This is a genomic window from Methylobacterium sp. C33D, assembly GCF_053345825.1.
In genome coordinates, this window is sequence record NZ_JBKFAV010000057.1 from 1 (window position 1) to 20,071 (window position 20,071).

23 protein-coding genes and 1 rRNA gene are annotated in these 20,071 nt (G+C 70.9%); 7 read left to right on the forward strand and 17 right to left on the reverse strand.

Features of this window, described 5'->3' with window-relative positions; all coding sequences use genetic code 11:
• Both ACLBXO_RS29125 and ACLBXO_RS29130 read right to left on the reverse strand, forming a co-directional pair.
• Positions 1–64: ribosomal RNA gene (locus ACLBXO_RS29125) — 16S ribosomal RNA — on the reverse strand; the annotation flags it as partial.
• Between the two features lie 470 nt (positions 65–534).
• A complete protein-coding gene (locus ACLBXO_RS29130) occupies positions 535–1,056 on the reverse strand; it encodes a DUF2244 domain-containing protein (RefSeq protein WP_331316959.1) in 522 nt (173 codons plus the stop codon).
• Positions 1,057–1,076: 20 nt separating this feature from the next.
• Here ACLBXO_RS29130 and nth point away from each other — a divergent pair, with 20 nt between their 5' ends.
• Both nth and purC read left to right on the forward strand, forming a co-directional pair.
• Positions 1,077–1,940: an endonuclease III gene (gene nth / locus ACLBXO_RS29135; protein WP_447687592.1), complete on the forward strand. Its 864-nt coding sequence runs from the start codon at positions 1,077–1,079 to the stop codon at positions 1,938–1,940.
• A gap of 229 nt (positions 1,941–2,169) precedes the next feature.
• Entirely contained in the window at positions 2,170–2,964 is a 795-nt protein-coding gene (gene purC / locus ACLBXO_RS29140; RefSeq protein WP_010684691.1) for a phosphoribosylaminoimidazolesuccinocarboxamide synthase, read from the forward strand.
• Positions 2,965–2,970: 6 nt separating this feature from the next.
• Here the strand turns inward: purC and ACLBXO_RS29145 are convergent, their stop codons facing one another.
• The 4 genes from ACLBXO_RS29145 to ACLBXO_RS29160 form a co-directional block, all read right to left on the reverse strand.
• Positions 2,971–4,605: a glycosyltransferase family 2 protein gene (locus ACLBXO_RS29145; protein WP_447687593.1), complete on the reverse strand. Its 1,635-nt coding sequence runs from the start codon at positions 4,603–4,605 to the stop codon at positions 2,971–2,973.
• Entirely contained in the window at positions 4,602–6,479 is a 1,878-nt protein-coding gene (locus ACLBXO_RS29150) for a glycosyltransferase family 2 protein (protein WP_447687594.1), read from the reverse strand. The genes ACLBXO_RS29145 and ACLBXO_RS29150 overlap by 4 nt, the downstream gene beginning before the upstream one ends.
• A gap of 157 nt (positions 6,480–6,636) precedes the next feature.
• The gene (locus ACLBXO_RS29155; RefSeq protein ID WP_447687595.1) at positions 6,637–7,314 is read right to left on the reverse strand and encodes a hypothetical protein; all 678 of its coding nucleotides are present in this window, start codon (positions 7,312–7,314) and stop codon (positions 6,637–6,639) included.
• Between the two features lie 23 nt (positions 7,315–7,337).
• Positions 7,338–7,871, reverse strand: a complete 534-nt coding sequence (locus ACLBXO_RS29160; protein ID WP_012320430.1) for an invasion associated locus B family protein — start codon at positions 7,869–7,871, stop codon at positions 7,338–7,340.
• A 186-nt stretch (positions 7,872–8,057) separates the two neighbouring features.
• Here ACLBXO_RS29160 and ACLBXO_RS29165 point away from each other — a divergent pair, with 186 nt between their 5' ends.
• Positions 8,058–8,432 carry a hypothetical protein gene (locus ACLBXO_RS29165; protein WP_331316950.1) on the forward strand — a complete coding sequence of 125 codons (375 nt, stop codon included), beginning with the start codon at positions 8,058–8,060 and terminating at the stop codon, positions 8,430–8,432.
• Positions 8,433–8,451: 19 nt separating this feature from the next.
• Here ACLBXO_RS29165 and ACLBXO_RS29170 read toward each other — a convergent pair whose 3' ends face one another.
• The 3 genes from ACLBXO_RS29170 to ACLBXO_RS29180 all read right to left on the reverse strand — a co-directional run bounded on the left by ACLBXO_RS29170 (position 8,452) and on the right by ACLBXO_RS29180 (position 10,206).
• Positions 8,452–9,186: a M48 family metallopeptidase gene (locus tag ACLBXO_RS29170; protein ID WP_447687596.1), complete on the reverse strand. Its 735-nt coding sequence runs from the start codon at positions 9,184–9,186 to the stop codon at positions 8,452–8,454.
• Between the two features lie 66 nt (positions 9,187–9,252).
• A complete protein-coding gene (locus ACLBXO_RS29175; RefSeq protein ID WP_447687597.1) occupies positions 9,253–9,834 on the reverse strand; it encodes an A24 family peptidase in 582 nt (193 codons plus the stop codon).
• Between the two features lie 207 nt (positions 9,835–10,041).
• Positions 10,042–10,206 (reverse strand): Flp family type IVb pilin, encoded by a 165-nt coding sequence (locus ACLBXO_RS29180; RefSeq protein WP_012320434.1) that lies wholly within the window; start codon positions 10,204–10,206, stop codon positions 10,042–10,044.
• Positions 10,207–10,504: 298 nt separating this feature from the next.
• On the opposite strand from ACLBXO_RS29180, the gene ACLBXO_RS29185 reads away from it, so the two are divergent.
• Both ACLBXO_RS29185 and ACLBXO_RS29190 read left to right on the forward strand, forming a co-directional pair.
• The gene (locus tag ACLBXO_RS29185; protein ID WP_331316946.1) at positions 10,505–10,996 is read left to right on the forward strand and encodes a pilus assembly protein N-terminal domain-containing protein; all 492 of its coding nucleotides are present in this window, start codon (positions 10,505–10,507) and stop codon (positions 10,994–10,996) included.
• A gap of 112 nt (positions 10,997–11,108) precedes the next feature.
• Complete coding sequence (locus tag ACLBXO_RS29190; RefSeq protein WP_331316944.1) at positions 11,109–11,756, forward strand: RraA family protein; 648 nt, start codon at positions 11,109–11,111, stop codon at positions 11,754–11,756.
• Here ACLBXO_RS29190 and ACLBXO_RS29195 read toward each other — a convergent pair.
• Positions 11,732–12,646 (reverse strand): LysR family transcriptional regulator, encoded by a 915-nt coding sequence (locus ACLBXO_RS29195; protein ID WP_447687598.1) that lies wholly within the window; start codon positions 12,644–12,646, stop codon positions 11,732–11,734. The two genes, ACLBXO_RS29190 and ACLBXO_RS29195, sit on opposite strands and share 25 nt — an antisense overlap.
• Positions 12,647–12,765: 119 nt before the next feature.
• On the opposite strand from ACLBXO_RS29195, the gene ACLBXO_RS29200 reads away from it, so the two are divergent.
• Together ACLBXO_RS29200 and ACLBXO_RS29205 are read left to right on the forward strand one after the other, a co-directional pair.
• Positions 12,766–13,929 carry a mandelate racemase/muconate lactonizing enzyme family protein gene (locus tag ACLBXO_RS29200; protein WP_331316941.1) on the forward strand — a complete coding sequence of 388 codons (1,164 nt, stop codon included), beginning with the start codon at positions 12,766–12,768 and terminating at the stop codon, positions 13,927–13,929.
• A gap of 54 nt (positions 13,930–13,983) precedes the next feature.
• Positions 13,984–14,658 carry a metallophosphoesterase family protein gene (locus ACLBXO_RS29205; RefSeq protein WP_447687599.1) on the forward strand — a complete coding sequence of 225 codons (675 nt, stop codon included), beginning with the start codon at positions 13,984–13,986 and terminating at the stop codon, positions 14,656–14,658.
• 22 nt (positions 14,659–14,680) lie between these two features.
• Here ACLBXO_RS29205 and ACLBXO_RS29210 read toward each other — a convergent pair whose 3' ends face one another.
• From ACLBXO_RS29210 to ACLBXO_RS29240, 7 genes are all read right to left on the reverse strand, one after another.
• Positions 14,681–15,064, reverse strand: a complete 384-nt coding sequence (locus ACLBXO_RS29210) for a DUF423 domain-containing protein (RefSeq protein ID WP_331316937.1) — start codon at positions 15,062–15,064, stop codon at positions 14,681–14,683.
• Entirely contained in the window at positions 15,061–15,714 is a 654-nt protein-coding gene (gene yihA, locus ACLBXO_RS29215) for a ribosome biogenesis GTP-binding protein YihA/YsxC (RefSeq protein ID WP_331316935.1), read from the reverse strand. Before yihA ends, ACLBXO_RS29210 begins: the two co-directional genes overlap by 4 nt.
• A gap of 13 nt (positions 15,715–15,727) precedes the next feature.
• Complete coding sequence (gene yidC, locus ACLBXO_RS29220) at positions 15,728–17,578, reverse strand: membrane protein insertase YidC (RefSeq protein ID WP_331316933.1); 1,851 nt, start codon at positions 17,576–17,578, stop codon at positions 15,728–15,730.
• Entirely contained in the window at positions 17,568–18,188 is a 621-nt protein-coding gene (rnpA, locus tag ACLBXO_RS29225; protein ID WP_331316932.1) for a ribonuclease P protein component, read from the reverse strand. Before rnpA ends, yidC begins: the two co-directional genes overlap by 11 nt.
• Positions 18,189–18,266: 78 nt before the next feature.
• Positions 18,267–18,401 carry a 50S ribosomal protein L34 gene (gene rpmH / locus ACLBXO_RS29230; RefSeq protein ID WP_007558110.1) on the reverse strand — a complete coding sequence of 45 codons (135 nt, stop codon included), beginning with the start codon at positions 18,399–18,401 and terminating at the stop codon, positions 18,267–18,269.
• 168 nt (positions 18,402–18,569) lie between these two features.
• Positions 18,570–19,115, reverse strand: coding sequence for an adenine phosphoribosyltransferase (locus ACLBXO_RS29235; protein ID WP_331316930.1), 546 nt, complete (start codon positions 19,113–19,115; stop codon positions 18,570–18,572).
• A 70-nt stretch (positions 19,116–19,185) separates the two neighbouring features.
• Complete coding sequence (locus ACLBXO_RS29240) at positions 19,186–19,983, reverse strand: inositol monophosphatase family protein (protein WP_331316928.1); 798 nt, start codon at positions 19,981–19,983, stop codon at positions 19,186–19,188.
• Between the last annotated feature and the right edge of the window lie 88 nt (positions 19,984–20,071).

Sequence of the window (20,071 nt, forward strand, 5' to 3'; positions counted from 1 at the left end):
CGACTTGCATGTGTTAAGCCTGCCGCCAGCGTTCGCTCTGAGCCAGGATCAAACTCTCACGTTGAAGAGAAAGATCCGGCCGATCACGTGTATTCTCAGACGGAGCCTCACATCGACCAAGCATCCCAGCGCTTCACAGCGCCAAAACACCCGTCGGTGAGCTCAGAAAGAAGAACAACAGATCGGCACAAGTCTACTCACGCCAGGCCTTAAGACCCGGCCGCAAGGACAAACGCCGCCCGCGTCTCCCTTCCTCATTCCAACTTGTCAAAGAACACCTCGGTCACCCGAGGCTCATCAGAGGCAAACAGAAGACCGCCCGGCAATCCCGCCGGCCAGCCCGCCCGCTTGTCAGAAGATGGCTCAGCGCCCGGTCCACTTCCGCGGCCGGCGCCGATGAGCCGGGGTATAGAGCCCGCCGATTCCCACGTCAACACCCGGTTCCGGCCGCGCGCTCTTTTTTCCACGATCGGTGCGGCCCTCGCCGGGCAGGATCGTTACGGCCGTGGGACGAGGGAGACGTCCGGGGTTCGGTCAGTAACCCTTCTTCACCTGCGCGAGCGCCGCGCTGAGCCCCTGCGCGACACGCGCCCGCTCGTCCGGTCCGGCGTCGCGCGCCACCAGGGCTTGCTGCCGTCGCGAGACCAGAGTCAGGCGCTGGAGGCCGTACTCGTCGTCCTCCACCGTCTCGAGCTTGGTCCACAGCGGATTGAAGCGCCACTCGCGCCGCTCACCGCGGTGGCTGACCCGGGCGAGCAGGATCTCGATCTGCGAGATCATCACCTCTTCGAAGGAGCGACCCCGCCGGAAGCTCACCTTCAGCGCCGCGTAGATCGCCAGCATGTCGAGCCCGAAGAAGCCGGCCACGGGCCAGAAGCCCATGCGCCACGCCCAGATCGACACGGTGAGAGAGACCGCGCAGCACCCGACCATGACGACGCGGAAGCCGCGCCGGCTCAACGACTGATGCGGCCGGATCGTCGCGGTGAAGACGGGTCGGTCGATCGTGTCCGGATCGAGCCCGTACGGGTGGACGGAAGGATTGCCGCTCGCCATGCGATCCATATAACGCGCCGATGGCCGCCAGAAAGACTCCCCCGCCCGTGACGGATCGCGTCGGTCGCGGCGACCCGGGACCGGCCAGAGCCTCGTCCGCGGCCAAGCCCGGGGCGGCCCCGCCGAAGCGCGGCAAGAGCGCGCCACGGAGCGGCTCCGAAGGCACGTCGAGGGGTACCGCCTCGGCGCGGCTCGCGGGTCCGATCGGGCCGGCCGTCACCGCGCAGGTGGACACGGCCCCACAGGCCGTCGACGCCGCGACCCTCGCCGAGATCTTCCGGCGCTTCCAGACGGCGGAGCCGGAGCCGAAGGGCGAACTCCACTACGTCAATCCCTTCACGCTCCTCGTCGCCGTGGTGCTCTCGGCCCAGGCGACCGACCGCGGCGTCAATCTCGCGACGGGCCCGCTCTTCGCGGTCGCCGACACGCCCGAGAAGATGCTGGCCCTCGGCGAGGACAGGGTTCGCGACTTCGTGCGCACGATCGGGCTGTTCAACACCAAGGCGAAGAACGTCGTCGCCCTCTCGCGCATCCTCGTGGAAACGCACGGCGGCGCGGTCCCGGCGAGCCTGGAGGCCCTCCAGGTCCTGCCCGGGGTCGGTGCCAAGACCGCGAGCGTGGTACTCAACATCGCCTTCGGGGTTCCGCGGATCGCCGTCGACACCCATATCTTCCGTGTCTCGAACCGGATCCCGCTCTTCGTCGGCGCGACCACCGACAGGGTCCAGGCCGGGCTCGAGGCGATCGTGCCGGAGGCCTACCGGCTCCACGCCCACCACTGGCTGATCCTGCACGGCCGCTACACCTGCAAGGCGCGCAAGCCCGAATGCCCGCGCTGCCTCATCGCCGACCTCTGCCGCTACCCGTCCAAGACGATCGCGTGACGACCGCATGATGGGCGCGGGACGGGTCGCGGAGGTCGTCCCGGGCACGTCCCGACCGGCCTCCGCAATCCCGCCCTGCGGGCTAACGCGTTGTGCTGGAAGCCCGCTTCCGCTAGTTTGGCGGCCGGTCGCCGGGGCCCTCGGGCAGAGGCCGTCCGGCGGCCCGACCTCGCGTCCGGTCGCCGCGCCGCGGATCCTCCCCATCGTCGCGCATCAGGAGCCTCGGCCCATGGACTTCCTCAAACCACGGTACACGCCTATGAATCGCCGCCGTCGCATCTACGAGGGCAAGGCGAAGGTCCTCTACGAGGGGCCGGAGCCCGGCACGCTCATCCAGCACTTCAAGGATGACGCGACGGCCTTCAACGCGAAGAAGCACGAGGTCATCGACGGCAAGGGTGTGCTGAACAACCGGATCTCGGAATTCGTCTTCCAGCACCTCAACGACATCGGCGTGCCGACGCACTTCATCCGCCGGTTGAACATGCGCGAGCAGCTGATCCGCGAAGTCGAGATCATCCCCCTCGAGGTGGTGGTGCGCAACGTCGCGGCCGGGTCGCTGGCCACGCGGCTGGGCCTGGAGGAAGGCACGCAGCTGCCGCGCTCGATCATCGAGTTCTACTACAAGAACGACGCGCTGAACGATCCGATGGTCTCCGAGGAGCACATCACCGCCTTCGGCTGGGCGACGCCCCAGGAGATCGACGACATCATGGCGCTGGCGATCCGCGTCAACGACTTCCTGTCCGGTCTCTTCCTCGGCGTCGGCATCCGGCTGGTCGATTTCAAGATGGAGACGGGCCGGCTCTGGGAAGGCGACATGATGCGCATCGTCGTCGCCGACGAGATCTCCCCGGATTCCTGCCGGCTCTGGGACATCAAGTCCTCCGACAAGCTCGACAAGGACCGGTTCCGCAAGGATCTCGGCGGCCTGATCGAGGCCTACACCGAGGTCGCCAAGCGGCTCGGCATCATGTCGGAGAACGAGAAGGTCCAGGGCGGCGGCCCGCGCCTCGTGCAGTAGGCCCGGTCAGGCGCCCGGCCGGCGCAGGGGCGCCGGCCCGACCTCGGGAAACCCTGCGCGCAGCCGCGCGTGGGTCGAGAGTTCCGGGTCGAAGCCCGGGTGATAATGGGGGTCCTGCACCAGCAGCGACCCCCATCGCGTTCTCAGCGCCGCGATCTCGCGCGCGTGGCGGACGCGGGCCTCTCGGGTCCAGCGGCGGCTCGCGGCCTCGCGGTGATGGAGGACCGCCCCGGGGACCAAGAGCGTGCGGTGGCCGGCCGCGTTCAGGCGCAGGCAGAGATCGACGTCGTTGAAGTCGACCGCGAAGACCGCCTCGTCGAAGCCGCCGACCGCGCGGAACTTCGCCGCCTCGACGGCCAGGCACGCCGCGGTCACGGCCGACACCGTGTGGGTGACGCGCAGAGCCCCGAGGTAGCCGGCGGCGTCGCCGGGAAAGTGCCGGTGCCCGTGGGTGACGAGGCCGCCGGTGCCGAGCACGATGCCGCCGTGCTGGATCCGGCCGTCGCCGTCGAGGAGCTTGGCACCGACCGCCCCCACGTCCGGGCGGAGGGCCTCCCGGGCCATGCGGGACAGCCAGTCGGGCCGGAAGGCCTCGACGTCGTTGTTGACGAAGACCAGCAGCCTGCCGCGGGCGCGGGCCGCGGCAGCGTTGTTCATGGCGGCGAAGTTGAACGGCCCGGGACAGGGCACGACGTGCCCCCTCCCCTCCCCCTCCAGTGCCCGCAGGTAAGCGAGCGTCTCGGGCTCGCGACTGTCGTTGTCGCAGACGATGATCTCGGTCGACGGCCAGTCGGTGCAGCGGCGCAGGCTCTCGAGGCAGGGGCGCAGGAGATCCAGGCGGTCGCGGGTCGGCACGATGAGGCTGGCCAGGGGCCGCTCGTCCGGCAGGGGATGCTCGACCTGCACCAGACCGTCGGGCCCGACGGCCACGCGAAAGCCCTCCCGCCCTGTCCGGTCGAGGTGACCGCGCACCAGCGCGTGATGAGGGACGCGTCCGGTTACGCCGCCCCGCGTCGCGATCGAGGCGCCGCGCCGGATCGACAGGATCTCCGGCAGGTGGCCGATCGCGCCGGGACCGAAGCGCTCCGCGATGCGGAATGCGGCCTCGGCGGGACTTCCGGGCTCGTCGCCGGGATCGAGGGCCCCGCGTCGGCACGCGAGAACGGGTCCGAGATAATCGAAGGCCGCGAGCCGGTCGGCGTCGAAGGCTGGCGGCAGAAGCGGCAGCACCGCGCCGCCGGGTCGCTCCTGCACCAGGGCGTCGCCGTACAGGGCCTGGAGGTCGGGCTCGCGCGCGAACAGGGCGGCGATCCGGGCCGGCGCATCGGCGACGAGGAGGCCGTCGCCGATGAGGCGGATCGCGTCTCCCGGACCGGCCGGGGCCGGGGGGAAGCGATCGAGGATCCCGGGCGGCAGGGTGAGCCGATGATCGATGCCGATCAGAGCCGCGAGCGCCTGCCGGGCGCGCAGGCGCCTCCCCGTCACGCGCGCGCGCAGGATCGCGGCCGCCGCTCGGGGATGCGCGAGGAAGTGGCGCGCCGCGCCCGCGAGCCCGCGCCACGAGCGGCGCGACGACCCGAGATACGGCGCAGCGTCGCGATCCGGTGCGCGGTCAAATCCGCCGTCCGACCGCGGTGTCATTCCAGATCCTCGCCGAAGGTCGTGACCGAGAGGGCGGGGTGGTAGAACGGATCGTGCCGGATCACGGCACGCCAGCGCTCGGAGAAGCGGGCGGCCTCCTGCTCGAACCGGGCGCGCTTGGCCCCGACGGACGGGCCGCGGCTGACGGATTCGAGATGGGCCAGCGTCGCGGCCGGCGTCCAGACCGTCTTCCAGCCGGCGGCGCCGAGGCGCAGGCAGAAATCGACGTCGTTGAAATCAACCGGGAACGCCTCGGCGTCGAAGCCGCCCACCGCCAGGTACTTCTCCCGCGCGACGGCGAGGCAGGCGGCCGTCACCGCCGAGACCTCGTGCGCCACCCGCAGCTGGCCGAGATGGCCGGGCGTGTCACCGGGCCGGCGGCGCAGGATGTGGCCGGCCCGGCCGCCGAGGCCGACGACGACGCCGGCATGCTGCAGCGTGCCGTCGCCGTAGAGAAGCTTCGCCCCGACGGCGCCGACCTCCGGCCGGCACGCCTGCCGGACCATGGCCTCGAGCCAGCCGGGCTCCAGCACGGCGACGTCGTTGTTCAGCAGGACGACGATCGCCCCCGACGCCGCGGCGACGCCGGCGTTGACCATCGCGGCGAAGTTGAAGGGCTGCGGGTCCATGAGGATCCGGACGCGCGGATCGCCGCGCAGGGTCGCGTAATGGTCGAGCACCGCGGGATCGGTGGAGCCGTTGTCGACGATGATCAGCTCGATCGCCGCGTAGGCGGTCTCGTGGAGCACCCCGCGGCAGACGCGGGTGATCAAGTCGAGACGGTCGCGCGAGGGGATCACGACGCTCACCAGAGGCACAGGATCCGGCAGAGGCCATGCGAGGCGAACGGCACCGTCGTGGATCCCGGCGCGGAACCGGGGCTCTCCGGACCGGTGCGCGTCCAGGGCCGCCGACCGGGCCGACGGGTCCAGACCGTCTCCGGCGGTTCGGGCGAGGATCCGCGGCACATGCGCCACCCGCGCGGCGGTGGTCATCGCGGCGATCACGATGGCCGGCCCGAGCGCGACCATCGGGCCGACCGGGCGTGCCATGGCCGCGGCCAGCCACGTCCGCGACAGGAGCAGGGGAAACCCGGGATAGCCGGTCGCCAGGGCGAGGTCCGGGCTCCAGTCCGGCTTCAGCTGCGGGCGACCGTCGGGGCCGACCGCGTCGCCGTAGGCGATGTCCGCTCCCGACAGGGCCTGGGCCAGCAGCGCCAGGGCCTCCGGCTCCGGGACGTCGCCGGGGCGCAGCAGGCACAGGGCGTCCGCCTCGCCGGAAAGCTCGTCGAGGCCGGAAGCCGCATCCCAGGTCCGATGCGACATCGGCCCGTCGACCGATGCGGGCGGCGTCCCCGCCCACGCCACCCGGATCGACTCGGGGCGGTGCGTCTGCGCGTTCAGCGCGTCGCGCGTGGCCGAGACCGCCGCCGCGTCCCCGGACTGTGCGAGCAGGATGCAGCGGATCCGCAGGGCGGACGGCGCGATGCGGGCGGGCCGGGTCCGGACGGCGGCCCAGGCCGGGAACCGGGCCATCGGGGTCACCGCGCAGGCGCCGCGCAGGATGTCGCGGTAGCGCCGCTCCGAACCGCGGGCGCGCTCGTAGAGGGCGGAGACGCAGCGCCAGGGCCGGCGCAGGAGGCACTGCGCCAGCACCGCGACCTCCCTTCGGGCGCCGACCCGCTCCAGGATGAAGTCGGCACCGGCACAGAGGCGGATCTCCCGCGCATCCGGCGGGATCAGCCCGAGCCAGTGGGCGAGCCCCTGCGCGGCTCCCGGCAGGAGGAAGTCCTGAACGGTCTCGTCTGGCCCCCGCAGGACGCGGAGGATCGGGCGCCGGGGCGGCTTCGTCGGATCACCGGCATAGCTCAGCACGATCCAGCCGGCGGGACGGTCCGGAAGAACGAGGCGGCGATCGAAGACGGGATCGTCCGTGGCCTCCAGCCGAAACCGGGTCTGCCGGCCGAGCCAGAGCCTGTCGCGGCCGGTCCGGGCAATCAGCGGGGTCGGATCGCCGAGGCGCGCCGCGGCGTCACTGGGCAGCGTCGCCTCCGCCGGGTGGCGCCGCGGCGACAGCCGGTTTGCGGCGGCGCGGTTTCGCGGCGGCCTTCCCGCCCCCACCCTTAGCGGTGCCGATACCCACCGTGATGTCGTAATCGGCCGTCATGGCGGCCGGAACCTGCAGCTCGTCGGCCACGACCGTGGCGAAGCCCTGCGCCTCTCCGGGGCCGACGACCACGCCGGCCCGCTCGGTGCGGCTCGAGAGGGTCTTGCCGTCGTGGCGGATCTGGAACGTCACCGGCACATCGAACCGGCCTGGCGCACCCGCCGGCCCGAGCAGGACGTTGATCTCGGCGCCCACCTTGACGGTGATCGAGCCGTCCTGACGCCGCGCGCATTCGCGGGCGAGACGGCCGAGGGAGAACTGGGTCCGCACCGTGTCGCCCGCGAGGGTGCGCGAGGCCGCCCCGCCCTCGGCCACCTCGACCGTCGGGCAATAGGCCGGGTCGAGGGCTTCGGGCTGCGACGGCGGGACCGTCGTGCCGCCGTACTTGAACAGGTTGGAGAAGATGTTGCCCTCCTCGGCGCGGCCCGGCGCCGTGGCGGCGAGCGAGGCGGCGAGCACCAGCCCGCTCAGCTGGAGCACGACGGTCCGGCGCCGGGCCGTGTCTGGAGACCGCGTGAGACTCCTGTCCCGATGTCCGATCATCGTGCGGCTCCCGAACGGCACCGTCATTTCAGGCTGTCGAACCCGGCCGCGAAGCCCTTCATCGACAGCGGGATGCCGACGCCCTCCTCGGGCGTCTGGAACACGATGAAGGTCGCCTGCGTACCGTTCTTGAACTGGCGGATCAGCCCGTCATCCATCACGACCTCGGCCACGCACCCGGTGGTCAGGCAGCGGACGAAGCCGGCGCGGCCGATATCCGTCTGGTCGATCTTCAGGCCGAGCCCGGACGGCAGGAGCACGCCCAGCGGCGCCACCACACGAAGCAGGTAACCGCGATTGTCGGCGGTCTTGAGGACGATCACCACGAGGGTCAGGTTCGGCCTGTCCTCGGCGGCGAGGTACTGAACGAGGGCGCATTGCTCGGCCTTCGCGCCGGCCGGCGTCTCGCAGCGCAGCTGCCAGTCGTCGAAGGTCTTGCGCACCATGCCCTGAGCCGCGGCCGGCCCGGCGGGCGCGAGTGCCGCCGCGACGAGGGCGAGGAGAACCGGCAGCGCGGCGCGCCGGAAACGAACGAGCCTCGCGTGAAGCGGCACCACCGATCCCTTCGGAACGCTCCGGCCGAGGACCGGCGGGAGCCGTACAATCGGGCGTGTTCCGACCATGGTCGGCCCCGCGCTGTCAAGCGATGTGGGCGCGGTGTTGCGCGCCGGCGCTACCCGCGCGGGTTTCGACGGCCTAGATTACGGTTGAACACTCCTCCAGCGCCGGATCCTGACGCCGTGATGCGCCCGCTCACTCTCTCGGCCGCCTGCCTGATGGCCACCGTCGCGCAGGCGGGAGCCCAGTCCCTGCCGGTCGGACAGACCACCTACATCGAACGATCGCTCAACCACTCGGACACGCTGGTGATCGAGCATCCGCCCGTGGCGGCGAACCCGTACGGTCGCCGCAACGGGCAGGCGGCGATCGCCGGTTACTGCCGGGACGGCGGCCTCGTCCGACGCCGGGACGAGTTCGGAAACCCGGTGATCATCCGTCAGCGGGAGATCTGCGACAGCGTCGCCCCGCGCACCCTCAATCCCGGCGAGGTCGATCCCCGCCCGAGCTGGCCTGCGGATGCCGTGGCGCGCCAGCGGGTGCTCCGCGCCAAGGGCTGACAGGGATCGTCGCGGCGGCTCAGCCGTAGCAATGCAGGCCGGTGCCGTGGCGCTTGAGCCACGCTTCGGCAGCATCGGTGTTCGGGCAGAGCGCGTGCACCAGCGCCCAGAAACGCGGCGAGTGGTTCATCTCGCGCAGATGCGCCATCTCGTGGGCGACCAGATAGTCGAGCACCATCGGCGGCGCGAGGATCAGACGCCACGAGAAGTTTAATTCACCGCGGGCCGTGCAGGAGCCCCAGCGGCTGCGGGTGTCGCGCAGCGTGACACGCACCGGCCGCTGCCCGAGCCGCGCCGCGTAGCGATCGATCGCCTCGGTCAGGTCGCGCTTGGCCTCGCGGGCCAGGAAATCCCGGACCCGGCGCGCCACATGGGCGGCGTCGCACGATACCGAGAGCACCGGCTCGCCCTCCACGCGCTCGACGCGAACGGGACCGCTCCGGGTGCCGCGCTGACCGATCCGGTGGGGCTCGCCGCGGAGCGGCAGGCTGGCTCCGAGCTCGAACAGCACGCGGGCCGGCACGCGGGCGAGACGGGCGGCGATCCAGCCCGCGTGGCTCGCCGCGAAGCGCTGCGCCGTGTTGACGGCGGTGCGGCTCGGCAGGGTGATCACCGCCTCGCCGGTGGCGGCCGAGACGCGGAGCGTGATGCGGCGCGCGGTCGGCCGCCGACGGAGGGCGATGCGGAGACTGGCCCCCTCGTGCTGGACCTCAAGATGATCGGGATCGGGGCGACGCAGCAGCGCGAGGGGCATGCGCGACTTTTAGCTGGGCCGAGCCCGGGGCTCCAGATCCCGCTCGTCTGAATCGCCGCAGCGGCCTCAGCTGGCGAGGGCCCGGGTCCAGACGTCGGTCTCGGGCAGGACGAGGAGCGCCGCGGCGGCCAGCGCGATCCCGTACGGAATGCCGGTCTTGGCGTCGTGCAGGTGCAGGGCGAACGGCATGCGGGCGATCCGGCCGGGCAGCGGATGCGTCCGCGCGAGCAGGATCGCCAGGGTCAGGGCGCCGCCGAACACCGAGGCCACCAGCAGATAGTCGCCGAGGCCGTCGAAGCCGAGCCACAGGGCTGTGGCGGCCGCGAGCTTCGCGTCGCCGCCACCGATGACGCCGAAGGCGAACAGCGTGAACGTGACGAGCAGGACGACCGCTCCGGCAGCGCAGTGGAAGCCGATCTCGGTCCAGCTCATCGAACTCGTCAGGGCCAGCAGCGCGAATCCCGCCACGAGAGCGAGGGAGATCCGGTTCGGGATCAGCATGGTGAGCAGGTCGCTGGCGGCCGCGTAGGCCATCAGGAAGGGAAACAGGATCAGGAGGCCGAAGCCGGCCGGGCCCAGACCCGCAAGTCCCAGGCTTGCCAGTCCCAGGCTTGCCAGTCCCAGGCCTGCCGTCGCTGAACCGACCATCTCGGCGCCCATCTCGTCGCAGCCTGTCGCGTCACGGAATTCGATCCGATCCAGCGGTCCAAGTGCCGGCCCGGATCTCGGATGTGCCGGGCGGTCAGCGCCGCCGCGAAGAACGGCGATCCCGGCAGGCCGTGAACCCCCGCCCCTACCCGAATTTCGAGGAGAGGCGGGAAGTCTCGAACCTGCCGCAGATCGGACGTGCCTCGATCAGTTCAGGTTGCCGGAGATCTGGCTGAACTTGCTGGTCAGGCTGGTACCGACGGTCTTCAGCGCGGTGATGATGGCCACGGCGATGAGGGCCGCGATCATGCCGTACTCGATCGCGGTGGCGCCGGACTCGTCCGAAGCAAAACGCGTGAACAGGGTCTTCATGGAGGGTGATCCTTCGATCAACACAGAGCGAGATGAAACTTGCGCGATGCCCGATGAAGAATTTTCAGGTCTCGATCGGCGGCCTGCACAGACTGCCGATTACGCCTTGAAAATCGGTTAAATCGATCCCGCACCGCCCTAAATGGCTGTCTCGCTGCGAGTTTGGTGAAGGTTGGGTTTCACCGATACGGCACAGTGCCGCGACTTGGTCTTGCTTAGCGCTTCCTTCACGGGTTCCGCGCTAGCCTCGGGCATCGGGTGGGCTCTCGTCGACCGCCCGCCGTCTTGAGGAACCCCGATGCGTCGCACCCTGTCGATCGCGGGCCGTGCCGGCCTCGTCGTCCTGCTGACGGGCGTCGCGGCCGCGGCCGGCCAGCCCGACCTGCTGCCCGTCGTGACCGTGCTCGTGGACAACGCCAAGGTGCTCCGTCTGCCGGAGAAGACGTCGACCGTCATCGTCGGCAACCCGATCATCGCGGAGGTGACGCCGCAGAAGAACGGCGTCCTCGTGCTCACCGGCAAGAGCTTCGGCTCGACCAACCTGATCGCCCTCGACAACGGCGGCGCCATGATCGCCGAGACGACCATCCGGGTCGAGGCGTCGCGGGACTCGACGATCACGGTGCAGCGCGGCCTCGATCGGGAATCCCTGTCCTGCACGCCGGGTTGCCAACCTTCGGTGCAGCTGGGCGACTCGGCCAGCTATTTCGGCGCGACGAGCGGTCAGGCCGATGCCCGTCGCAAGCTCGCGACGGGCGGCGGCGGCACAGTGCCCGCGGCCGACCACTGACCGGGCCGGGGTTCCATCGCGACATCGCCCGCGGCCTGGGGCAGGATCCCCCGGCCCTCGCCGATTCGCCGCGATTCCGCGGGGGGATGACACCAGGGAGACGTCGACGCCGATGTCCGCCATTACCCGCAATCCGCCGCCGCCCGCCGTCGACCCGGTGGTGCTGGCAGCCTTCCGCGACGTCTCGACGGCGACGATCAGCGACTGCCTGGAGCGAATGCCGGTCCTGACCGGCCTGCGCCCGTTCCATCGCGGCGGGCCGCTCATCGGCACGGCGTTCACGGTCCGGGTTCGGAGTGGCGACAATCTGGCCATCCATCAGGCCCTGGAGGAAGTCCGCCCCGGCGACGTGCTCGTGGTCGACGGCGGCGGCGACACGGGCCGCGCGCTGGTCGGCGACATCATGAAGGCCATCGCCGAGAGCCGGGGGGTGGCCGGTTTCGTGATCGACGGTGCGGTGCGCGACACGGCGGCCTTCGCGGGCGCGGATTTCCCCTGCTACGCCCGTGCCGCGACACCGCGGGGCCCGTTCAAGACCGGCCCCGGCGCGATCAACGTGCCGGTCTGCGTCGGCGGCTGGACGGTGAACCCGGGCGACGTGGTGGTCGGTGACGCCGACGGCGTCGTGTCCTTCCCGTCCGCCGACGCGGCGACCCTGCTCGACGCCGTGCGGGCTCAGGCGGCCCGCGAGGCGGAGGTTCTGGAGCAGATCCGGGCCGGCCGCTACGACGGCCGCTACGCCCGGGTGGCGAAGGGCTGAACGGTCCGGTCATGCTCGGGCGCGCGCACGCGCCGCCACAGGGCATCGGCCGCGCCGCCGCGGCTCTCCCGCGCCCGGTACAGCCGGATCTCCACCGGGACGTCCAGCTCGTCCGGACCTGCCCGGACGAGCTGGCCCCGGGCGATCGCCGCCTCCGCGAGCGTCACCGGGAGCCACGCGACACCGTCGCCTCCCTGAGCCATGGTCATCAGCGTCGCCGCCAGGTGGGACGTGAAGGCCGGCTCGTAGCCGGCCGCCACCCCGCTCGCCGCGAGGATCCGGCCGATCCCCGAGGCCTCGCCGTAGGCGAGGTGACGCACCGCCCCGGTCAGGGGCCAGAGCGGCGCCCCCTCGGGCGTCGGCGCGCAGAGCGGCACCAGGCTGTCCGCTCCGACGCGCACGGATTCGCAGCGGCCATCGTCCAGGCGTGTGGGAAGGTCCGCGCGGTGGTGGCACAGCAGCAGGTGCACCTCGCCGGCCAGCAGGATCGCCTCACAGGCCGCCATGCTGTCCGAGATCAGGCTGAGGGCGCCGAGCGTCTCGAAGGGCGCGTGCTGCCGGATCCAGCCCGGAAAGAACGTGAACGACAGCGCGTGCGTGGCCGCGATCGCGAGGCTCGCATCCGCGCGCGCGCCGGCTTCCCGAGCCTCGCGGCGCGCCCGATCCAGGCTCCGCACCAGGTCGTCGGCGTGCGACTGGAAGCGCGCTCCGGCCGCGGTCAGGCTCGCCCCCTGCGCGCTCCGCAGGAACAGCGGCGTCCCGACCCACTCCTCCAGCGCGCGGATCCGTCGGCTGAAGGCCGGCTGCGTCACGTGCCGAGCCTCGGCGGCCCGCGAGAAAGTCCGGTGCTCGGCGAGCGCGAGGAAATCCCTCACCCAGTCCAGATCCATGGCAGGCCTCTCCGGCGGGACGGCGCCGATGCCGTTCGCGCATCGCGCGCGCTGGAAACGGCATTGGCTGCCCGAGTGCGCGCGACGCTATGGCACCGGGGCTCACCGGGGAGACAGCCATGCGCATCGTCGACGTCTGCGAGGTCACCAAGCCGATCGCCTCGCCGATCCGCAACGCCTACATCGACTTCTCGAAGATGACCACGAGCCTCGTCGCGGTGGTCACCGACGTGGTGCGCGACGGCCGGCGGGTCGTCGGCTACGGCTTCAACTCCAACGGCCGCTACGGCCAGGGCGGCCTGATCCGCGAGCGCTTCCGCGACCGGATCCTGGAGGCCGATCCGGCCAGCCTCCTGACCGAGCCGGGCGACAACCTCGATCCGCACCGGATCTGGGCGGCGATGATGCGCAACGAGAAGCCCGGCGGCCACGGCGAGCGCTCGGTGGCGGTGGGCACCCTCGACATGGCGGTCTGGGACGCGGCGGCCAAGATCGCCGGGAAGCCGCTGTTCCGGATGCTGGCCGAGCGGAAGGGCGTCGCCGCCAACCCGCGGGTCTTCGTCTACGCGGCGGGCGGCTACTACTATCCCGGCAAGGACGATTCCGCCCTCCGCGCCGAGATGCGCGGCTATCTCGACCGCGGCTACACCGTCGTGAAGATGAAGATCGGCGGCGCGCCGATCGACGAGGACCGGCGCCGGATCGAGGCGGTGCTCGCCGAGATCGACGGACGGGGCCGCCTCGCGGTGGACGCCAACGGCCGCTTCGATCTCGAGACCGCGATCGCGTATGCCCGGATGCTGCGGGCGTACCCTCTGTTCTGGTACGAGGAGGCGGGCGACCCGCTCGACTACGCGCTTCAGGCGGCGCTCGCGGCCTACTATCCCGGGCCGATGGCCACCGGCGAGAACCTGTTCTCGCACCAGGACGCGCGCAATCTCCTGCGCTACGGCAACATGCGGCCGGATCGCGACTGGCTGCAGTTCGACTGCGCCCTGTCGTACGGGCTGGTGGAATACCTGCGCACCCTCGACGTGCTGGCCGAGTTCGGCTGGTCGCCCTCGCGCTGCGTCCCGCATGGCGGGCACCAGATGTCGCTCAACATCGCGGCCGGCCTCGGCCTCGGCGGCAACGAGAGCTACCCGGACCTCTTCCAGCCCTACGGCGGCTTCCCCGATGGGGTGCGGGTCGAGGACGGCCACATCACCATGCCGGACCTGCCGGGCATCGGTTTCGAGGGCAAGTCGGACCTGATCGCGGAGATGCGCGCCCTCGCGGCGTAGCGCGCCGATCCGGGCGCCCTTGCGGAGCGCGGCGCCCGGGTGGACGATGGCGCCATGGATTCCGGCCCCCTCACCTACGCGATCGGCGACGTCCACGGCTGCGCCGCCCTCCTCGACGCGCTGCTGGAGCGGATCGCCGACCATGCGGGCGACCGCGCCCACCGGCTGGTCTTCCTCGGCGACTACATCGACCGCGGTCCCGACAGCGCCGCGGTGCTCCGCACCGTGAGCCGTCTGAACTGGGCCGAACCCGAGCGCGTCGTCTGCCTGATGGGCAATCACGAGCGGATGCTGCTCGACGCACTCCAGACCGAGGGCGCGGCCGCGCACTGGATGTACAACGGTGGCGAGGCGACGCTCGACTCGTTCGGTGCGCGGGATCCCGCCGGCCTGCCCCGGGACACCCTCGACTGGATCGAGGCGCTTCCGACCCTGCACGGTGACGGCGCCCGCTGGTACGTGCATGCCGGCCTGCGGCCCGGCGCGGACGCCCTCGAGTCGGACGCGCACGATCGCCTGTGGATCCGGGAGCCGTTCCTCGAGGGCGACCACGATTTCGGTCGCCACGTGGTCCACGGCCACACGCCGCAGAGGAGCGGGCGTCCCGAGATCCGCTGGTTCCGAACGAACCTCGACACCGCCGCGGTCTACGGCGGGGCGCTCACCGCGGGGGTCTTTTCCGACGCGCAGGGGCCGGCCCTGGAGTTCCTGCAGGTGCGAGCAGCCTGAGGCGAGCCGCCGGTCGGAACCGTCAGACGGCGCGCCGCGCCGGCACCAGCGCGCAGAGGATCCCGGCGAGCCAGCCGCCCATCAGGGCGAAGCCGCCGGTGGGCGCGGCCATGGGGAAGAGCGGGTGCTGGAGCCACGTGCGCACCGCGAGGTCGCCGCAGAACAGCGTCAGGCCGACGACCAGGAGCCCGGCCGCGGCGCGCGCGAGGCCGGCCCGGACGAGGCCCGCGGCCCCGAGGCCGACCAGAGCCAGGATGGCGGGCGCGTGGAACAGCAGGAACTGCGCCGCCGTCTTCAGCGAATCCGCGCCTTGAATGTGCGCCGCGGCGGCGCTCAGCGCGACGCCGAGCAGCCCGGCGAGGCCGGCGAGCGCCGCGAGCGCGCGGTCGACGCCCGTAAGCCTCACGCGCTCCGCTCCGCCAGCAGCTTGGCGATGGCCGCCCGCAGATCCGGCACCCCGGAATCGTCCCGGCTCGAGGTGAGGATCACCTGCGGGTACGCGGCCGGCCGCTTGGCGAGACCCGCCTCGATCCCGGCGATGCGGCTCGCGACCTCGCCCTTCTTCAGGGAGTCGCCCTTGGTCAGCACGACCTGATAGCTCACCGCGGCCTTGTCGAGACCGTCGAGCACGTCGGTGTCGATCGACTTGAAGCCGTGCCGGGCGTCGATCAGCATGAACACCCGGGCGAGGTTCGCGCGGCCCTTGAGGTAGGAATGGATCAGCCGGGTCCAGGCCTCGACCTTGGCCTTCTCGACGGCGGCGTAGCCGTAGCCGGGCATGTCGACCAGCGACAGGCGCTCGCCGATCCGGAAGAAGTTGAGCTGCTGCGTCCGCCCCGGCGTGTGCGAGGTCCGCGCCAGGGTGTTGCGGCCGGTCAGCGCGTTGATCAGGCTGGACTTGCCGACATTCGAGCGGCCCGCGAAGGCGATCTCGACACCCTCCATGGGCGGCAGCCGGTCGAGGACCTGGGCAGCCGCGTAGAAGTCGGCGGGGCCGGCGAAGAGAAGGCGGCCGGCCTCCAGGAGGTCGGCCGCGTCGTCGTGGGTCTCGCTCACGGCGTCTCGCCCGTCAGCTCTTGGTAGCGGCCGCCTTCGTGCCGCCGCGCTTGAACGTGGTGCGGAGATTGTCCCACAGCTCCACCTTCACGCCGTTGCGGCGCATGATGATGTACTGCTGGATCACCGACAGTGTGTTGTTCCAGGCCCAGTAGATCACGAGGCCGGCGGGGAACGAGCCCAGCATGAAGGTGAACACGATCGGCATGAAGGTGAAGATCTGCGCCTGGACCGGGTCCGGCGGCGCGGGGTTCATCTTCATCTGCACGAACATCGTGATGCCCATGATGATCGGCCAGACACCCAGATGCACGAAGTCGGGCGCCGGGAACGGCAGCAGGCCGAACAGGTTCACGATGCTCGTCGGATCCGGCGCCGCGAGGTCGTGGATCCAGCCGAAGAACGGCGCGTGGCGCATCTCGATGGTGATGAACAGGACCTTGTAGAGCGCGAAGAAGACCGGGATCTGGATCAGAACCGGCCAGCAGCCGGCGACCGGATTGATCTTCTCCTTCTTGTACAGCTCCATCGTGGCCTGCTGCTGCTTCATGCGGTCGTCCTTGTACCGCTCGCGGATGGCGGCCATCTCCGGCTGCACGGCCTTCATCTTGGCCATGGAGACGTAGGACCGGTTCGCGATCGGAAGGAACAGCAGCTTCAGGCAGAAGGTCACCACCAGGATCGACACGCCGAAATTGCCGAACAGGTGGTAGAAGAAGTCCAGCGCCCGGAACATCGGCTTGGTGATGAAGAAGAACCAGCCCCAGTCGATCATCAGATCGAAGTGCTTGATGCCGAGGTCCTTCTCGTAGTTGTTGATGACGTTGACTTCCTTGGCGCCCGCGAACAGCCGCTGCGTCGCGGTGGCCGAGGCACCCGCCGCGAGGTTCACGGCGTCGCCGCGCACGCTCGCCTGGTAGACGTTGGTGGCACCGTCGGTCCGGTCGGTGAAGGCGCCGGTATAGGGAGTGTCCTGATCGGGGATCGCGGCCGCCGCCCAGTACTTGTCGGTGATGCCGACGAAGCCGCCGGTCACGCCGGTCCAGGCCTTGCCCTTGGTGTTGGCACCGCCGTAGGCGCCCTCCTTGGCGAGCTTGTCGTAGGTGAATTCCTGCAGGCCGTCGTTGCCGAGATAGCCGATCATGCCCTCGTGCAGGACGTAGTAGCCCTGGGTGTGCGGCTTACCCCAGCGCGAGACGAGGCTGTACGGGTAGAGCGTGATCGCGCCCGTGCCCTTGTTCTCGACCTCGTCGCGGATCGTGAACATGTACTTGTCGTCGACCGCGATGATCCGCTTGAAGACGAGGCCGGCGCCGTTGTCCCAGGTCAGGGTGACGGGCATGCCCGGCGAGAGCGTCTTGCCGTCGCTGGTCCAGAGCGTGTCGTTGGTGGGCAGGGGACCGGCATTGGCGCCGACCCAGCCGAACTCCGCGTAGTAGGGCGTCTCGGTCCCGGCCGGCGAGAACAGCACGATCTCGGGGCTCTTGGGGTCGATGGTCTCGTGGTAGTTCTTGAGCGAGACGTCGTCGACCCGGCCGCCCTTCAGGGCGATCGAGCCCGAGAGCGCCGGGGTCTCGATCCGGACGCGCGGCGAGCGGGCCAGGGCCGCCTCGCGGGAGACCGGGCCGCCCTGGGCGGTCGGCAACGTGCCGGGCGCGGGCGCCGCCGGACCGCCCTCCTTCGGGGACGGCGAGGGCACGCCGTCCGGGGTCACGCCCGGGGGCTGCTGCTGGGCGGCCTTGTTCTGCGCCTCGATCTGGCGCTGCTGCTCCATGCGCGGGCCGGCCACGAAGTACTGCCACCCGAGCAGCACCAGCAGCGACAGGCCGATGGCCACGAACATGTTCGTCTTGTCATTGCCCATCAGGGACACCGCCGCACGCGTTCGGAGTGGCAACAGGATCGTCGCCGGCCCGGGAGGGCCTGCGCGCGCCTGTGATTCGGGGATCTCTGTCGCACCCCTGCGACGGGCCGATGTCGGCACCGCCGGGTGGGGCCGCCTGCGCGCGGGCGCAGCCGGCTACGTGCGGGAGAGTGGAGGTCTGAGAGGTAATCGTGTCAGGCGACGACTTCGCGCGCCGACCACCGGATCGGCCGGAGGGTCTGTCCCCGCGGGGCACCGCCGGGCGGGTCACCGCGGGAATCGCGCGGCGCAGATCCTCGGCGAGGGTCTCGAACGAGGCCACCAGAGCGGGACGGCGGGCGATCAGCACGATGTCGGCCGGAAGGCCGGCGAGGTCGCCCGGCAGATCGGACGCGACCAGATCCAGGGCCGCACGGAGGCGGCGCCGGATGCGGTTCCGCTCCGTCGCGTGGCCGACACGCTTCGTGATCGTGAAACCGAGACGAAGGCCGGGGCAGACGTCCGGAGCCCGGAGACGCCCCTGCGCGGTCATGCGCTCGGTGTGAAAGCGACGCCCCTCGGCCGCCGCCAGGAAGTCGGGTCGTTTCTTGAGCCGCTCGATCGTCGCCATCGATGGTTCGATCCCGGCCGATACCGCTTGCCTCGTGGCGCGGATGCGTGAGGCGTCCGCGCCGGCGAGGATCGGGCCTCAGGCCGACAGGCGCTTGCGGCCGTGGGCGCGGCGGCGCGCGATGACCTTGCGGCCGCCGGCGGTGGCCATGCGCGCACGGAAGCCGTGACGGCGCTTACGGACGAGCTTGCTCGGCTGGTAGGTTCTCTTCATGGCTCAGAGCCTTCAAAGGTCGAGGCGCGCTCGCGGGCAGCTCATGCTGCACCCGACCTTCACGCGTCCTGGTTGTCTGCAAACACGAAGGGCGCCCATGCGGGGCGCCACGTCGCGAGTGGCGGGCTTATGGCGGATGGTCCCCGCGAAGTCAACGTTTCGCGAGCCTCAATGACCCTCGAACTGCATGAGGGTGCGCACCTCGACGCCGAGGTCGCGCAGACGCTGCGCGCCGCCGATCTCGGGCAGGTCGATGACGAAGCAGGCGGCCACGATCTCGGCCCCGATCTTCTGGAGCAGGTTCACGGCCGCGATCGCGGTGCCGCCGGTGGCGATCAGGTCGTCGACCAGCAGCACCTTGTCGCCCGGCCGGACCGCGTCGACGTGGATCTCGATCTCGTCGGTCCCGTACTCGAGGGCGTAGGCCATCGAGACGGTCTTGTGGGGCAGCTTGCCCTTCTTGCGGATCGGCACGAAGCCGCAGGATAGCTGGTGCGCGATGGCCCCGCCCAGGATGAAGCCCCGGGCCTCGATCCCGGCCACTTGGTGAATCTGTCCGCCGGCGAAGGGATGCACCAGAGCGTCCACCGCCCGCCGGAAGGCGCGCGGGTCGCTCAGCAGGGTGGTGATGTCGCGGAAGATGATTCCCGGCTTCGGGTAATCGGGAATCGAGCGGACCGATTCCTTCAGCGCGACGTGGCGGCGGGCTTCCATGCGTTCGGCCTTCCGTGAGGAACCGCGGGCTTAAAGCAGAAGCCCGCCGCGCTGACCAGTTCGCGGCCGCTCAGGCCGCCTGGACCTTCTTGAGGATGGCGACGAGCTCCCGGTGCAGCCCCTCGTTGCCGCAGGCCACCGAGCGGGGCGCCAGCGGCTCGGCCGCGCCGTCCGCCGAGCTCACGAAGCCGCCCGCCTCGCGCACCAGGATCACGCCGGCGGCGAAGTCGTAGGTCTGGAGGTCGCGCTCCCAGTAGGCGTCGAGGCGCCCGCAGGCGACGTAGGCCATGTCGAGGGCCGCCGAACCCATCCGGCGGGTGCCGCCGGCCACCGCCATCACGGCGCCGAGCTCGCGCAGGAGGCGCGGATGGCTGCCGCGACCGAGATACGGCGTGCCGTAGCCGACCAGCGCGTCCGCCATGTCCTGGCGGCCGGAGACGCGCAGGCGCCGGTTGTTGAGGTAGGCGCCCTTGCCGCGCTCGGCGACGAACAGCTCGTCCTTGATCGGGTCGAAGATCACGCCGGCCACGATCTGGCCCTCGCGCTCGAGGCCGACCGAGACCGCGAAATGGGGCACGCCGTGCAGGAAATTCGACGTGCCGTCGAGGGGATCGACGTGCCAGGTGTGGCTCTTGTCGGTTCCCTCGATGATCCCGTTCTCCTCGAGCACGAGGCTGTAGCCGGGACGCGCCTTCATGAGGGCGTCGCGCAGTACCTCCTCGGCCTTGCGATCGGCCGCGGACACGAAGTCACCCGGACCTTTGCGCGAGACCTGCAGGTTCTCGACCTCGCCGTAGTCGCGGCGCAGGCCGCGCGCGGCCTTGCGCACGGCATCGACCATCACGGTCATGAGGGGTGAGGAGATCATGGTCGGACTTTTCACAGGGGAGGATTGGCGCCGTCGTTACAGGTCGGCGCCGGAAAAGACGAGATGGGGACGGGACATGCGGGGAGCG

Excerpts from the sequence above, each read along its gene's own strand:
- ACLBXO_RS29130 (WP_331316959.1), bottom strand. The coding sequence starts at position 1,056 with ATGGCGAGCGGCAATCCTTCCGTCCACCCGTACGGGCTCGATCCGGAC.
- nth (WP_447687592.1), top strand. The coding sequence starts at position 1,077 with ATGGCCGCCAGAAAGACTCCCCCGCCCGTGACGGATCGCGTCGGTCGC.
- purC (WP_010684691.1), top strand. The coding sequence starts at position 2,170 with ATGGACTTCCTCAAACCACGGTACACGCCTATGAATCGCCGCCGTCGC.
- ACLBXO_RS29145 (WP_447687593.1), bottom strand. The coding sequence starts at position 4,605 with ATGACACCGCGGTCGGACGGCGGATTTGACCGCGCACCGGATCGCGAC.
- ACLBXO_RS29155 (WP_447687595.1), bottom strand. The coding sequence starts at position 7,314 with ATGATCGGACATCGGGACAGGAGTCTCACGCGGTCTCCAGACACGGCC.
- ACLBXO_RS29165 (WP_331316950.1), top strand. The coding sequence starts at position 8,058 with ATGCGCCCGCTCACTCTCTCGGCCGCCTGCCTGATGGCCACCGTCGCG.
- ACLBXO_RS29170 (WP_447687596.1), bottom strand. The coding sequence starts at position 9,186 with ATGCCCCTCGCGCTGCTGCGTCGCCCCGATCCCGATCATCTTGAGGTC.
- ACLBXO_RS29175 (WP_447687597.1), bottom strand. The coding sequence starts at position 9,834 with ATGGTCGGTTCAGCGACGGCAGGCCTGGGACTGGCAAGCCTGGGACTG.
- ACLBXO_RS29180 (WP_012320434.1), bottom strand. The coding sequence starts at position 10,206 with ATGAAGACCCTGTTCACGCGTTTTGCTTCGGACGAGTCCGGCGCCACC.
- ACLBXO_RS29185 (WP_331316946.1), top strand. The coding sequence starts at position 10,505 with ATGCGTCGCACCCTGTCGATCGCGGGCCGTGCCGGCCTCGTCGTCCTG.
- ACLBXO_RS29190 (WP_331316944.1), top strand. The coding sequence starts at position 11,109 with ATGTCCGCCATTACCCGCAATCCGCCGCCGCCCGCCGTCGACCCGGTG.
- ACLBXO_RS29195 (WP_447687598.1), bottom strand. The coding sequence starts at position 12,646 with ATGGATCTGGACTGGGTGAGGGATTTCCTCGCGCTCGCCGAGCACCGG.
- ACLBXO_RS29200 (WP_331316941.1), top strand. The coding sequence starts at position 12,766 with ATGCGCATCGTCGACGTCTGCGAGGTCACCAAGCCGATCGCCTCGCCG.
- ACLBXO_RS29205 (WP_447687599.1), top strand. The coding sequence starts at position 13,984 with ATGGATTCCGGCCCCCTCACCTACGCGATCGGCGACGTCCACGGCTGC.
- yidC (WP_331316933.1), bottom strand. The coding sequence starts at position 17,578 with ATGGGCAATGACAAGACGAACATGTTCGTGGCCATCGGCCTGTCGCTG.
- rnpA (WP_331316932.1), bottom strand. The coding sequence starts at position 18,188 with ATGGCGACGATCGAGCGGCTCAAGAAACGACCCGACTTCCTGGCGGCG.
- rpmH (WP_007558110.1), bottom strand. The coding sequence starts at position 18,401 with ATGAAGAGAACCTACCAGCCGAGCAAGCTCGTCCGTAAGCGCCGTCAC.
- ACLBXO_RS29235 (WP_331316930.1), bottom strand. The coding sequence starts at position 19,115 with ATGGAAGCCCGCCGCCACGTCGCGCTGAAGGAATCGGTCCGCTCGATT.
- ACLBXO_RS29240 (WP_331316928.1), bottom strand. The coding sequence starts at position 19,983 with ATGATCTCCTCACCCCTCATGACCGTGATGGTCGATGCCGTGCGCAAG.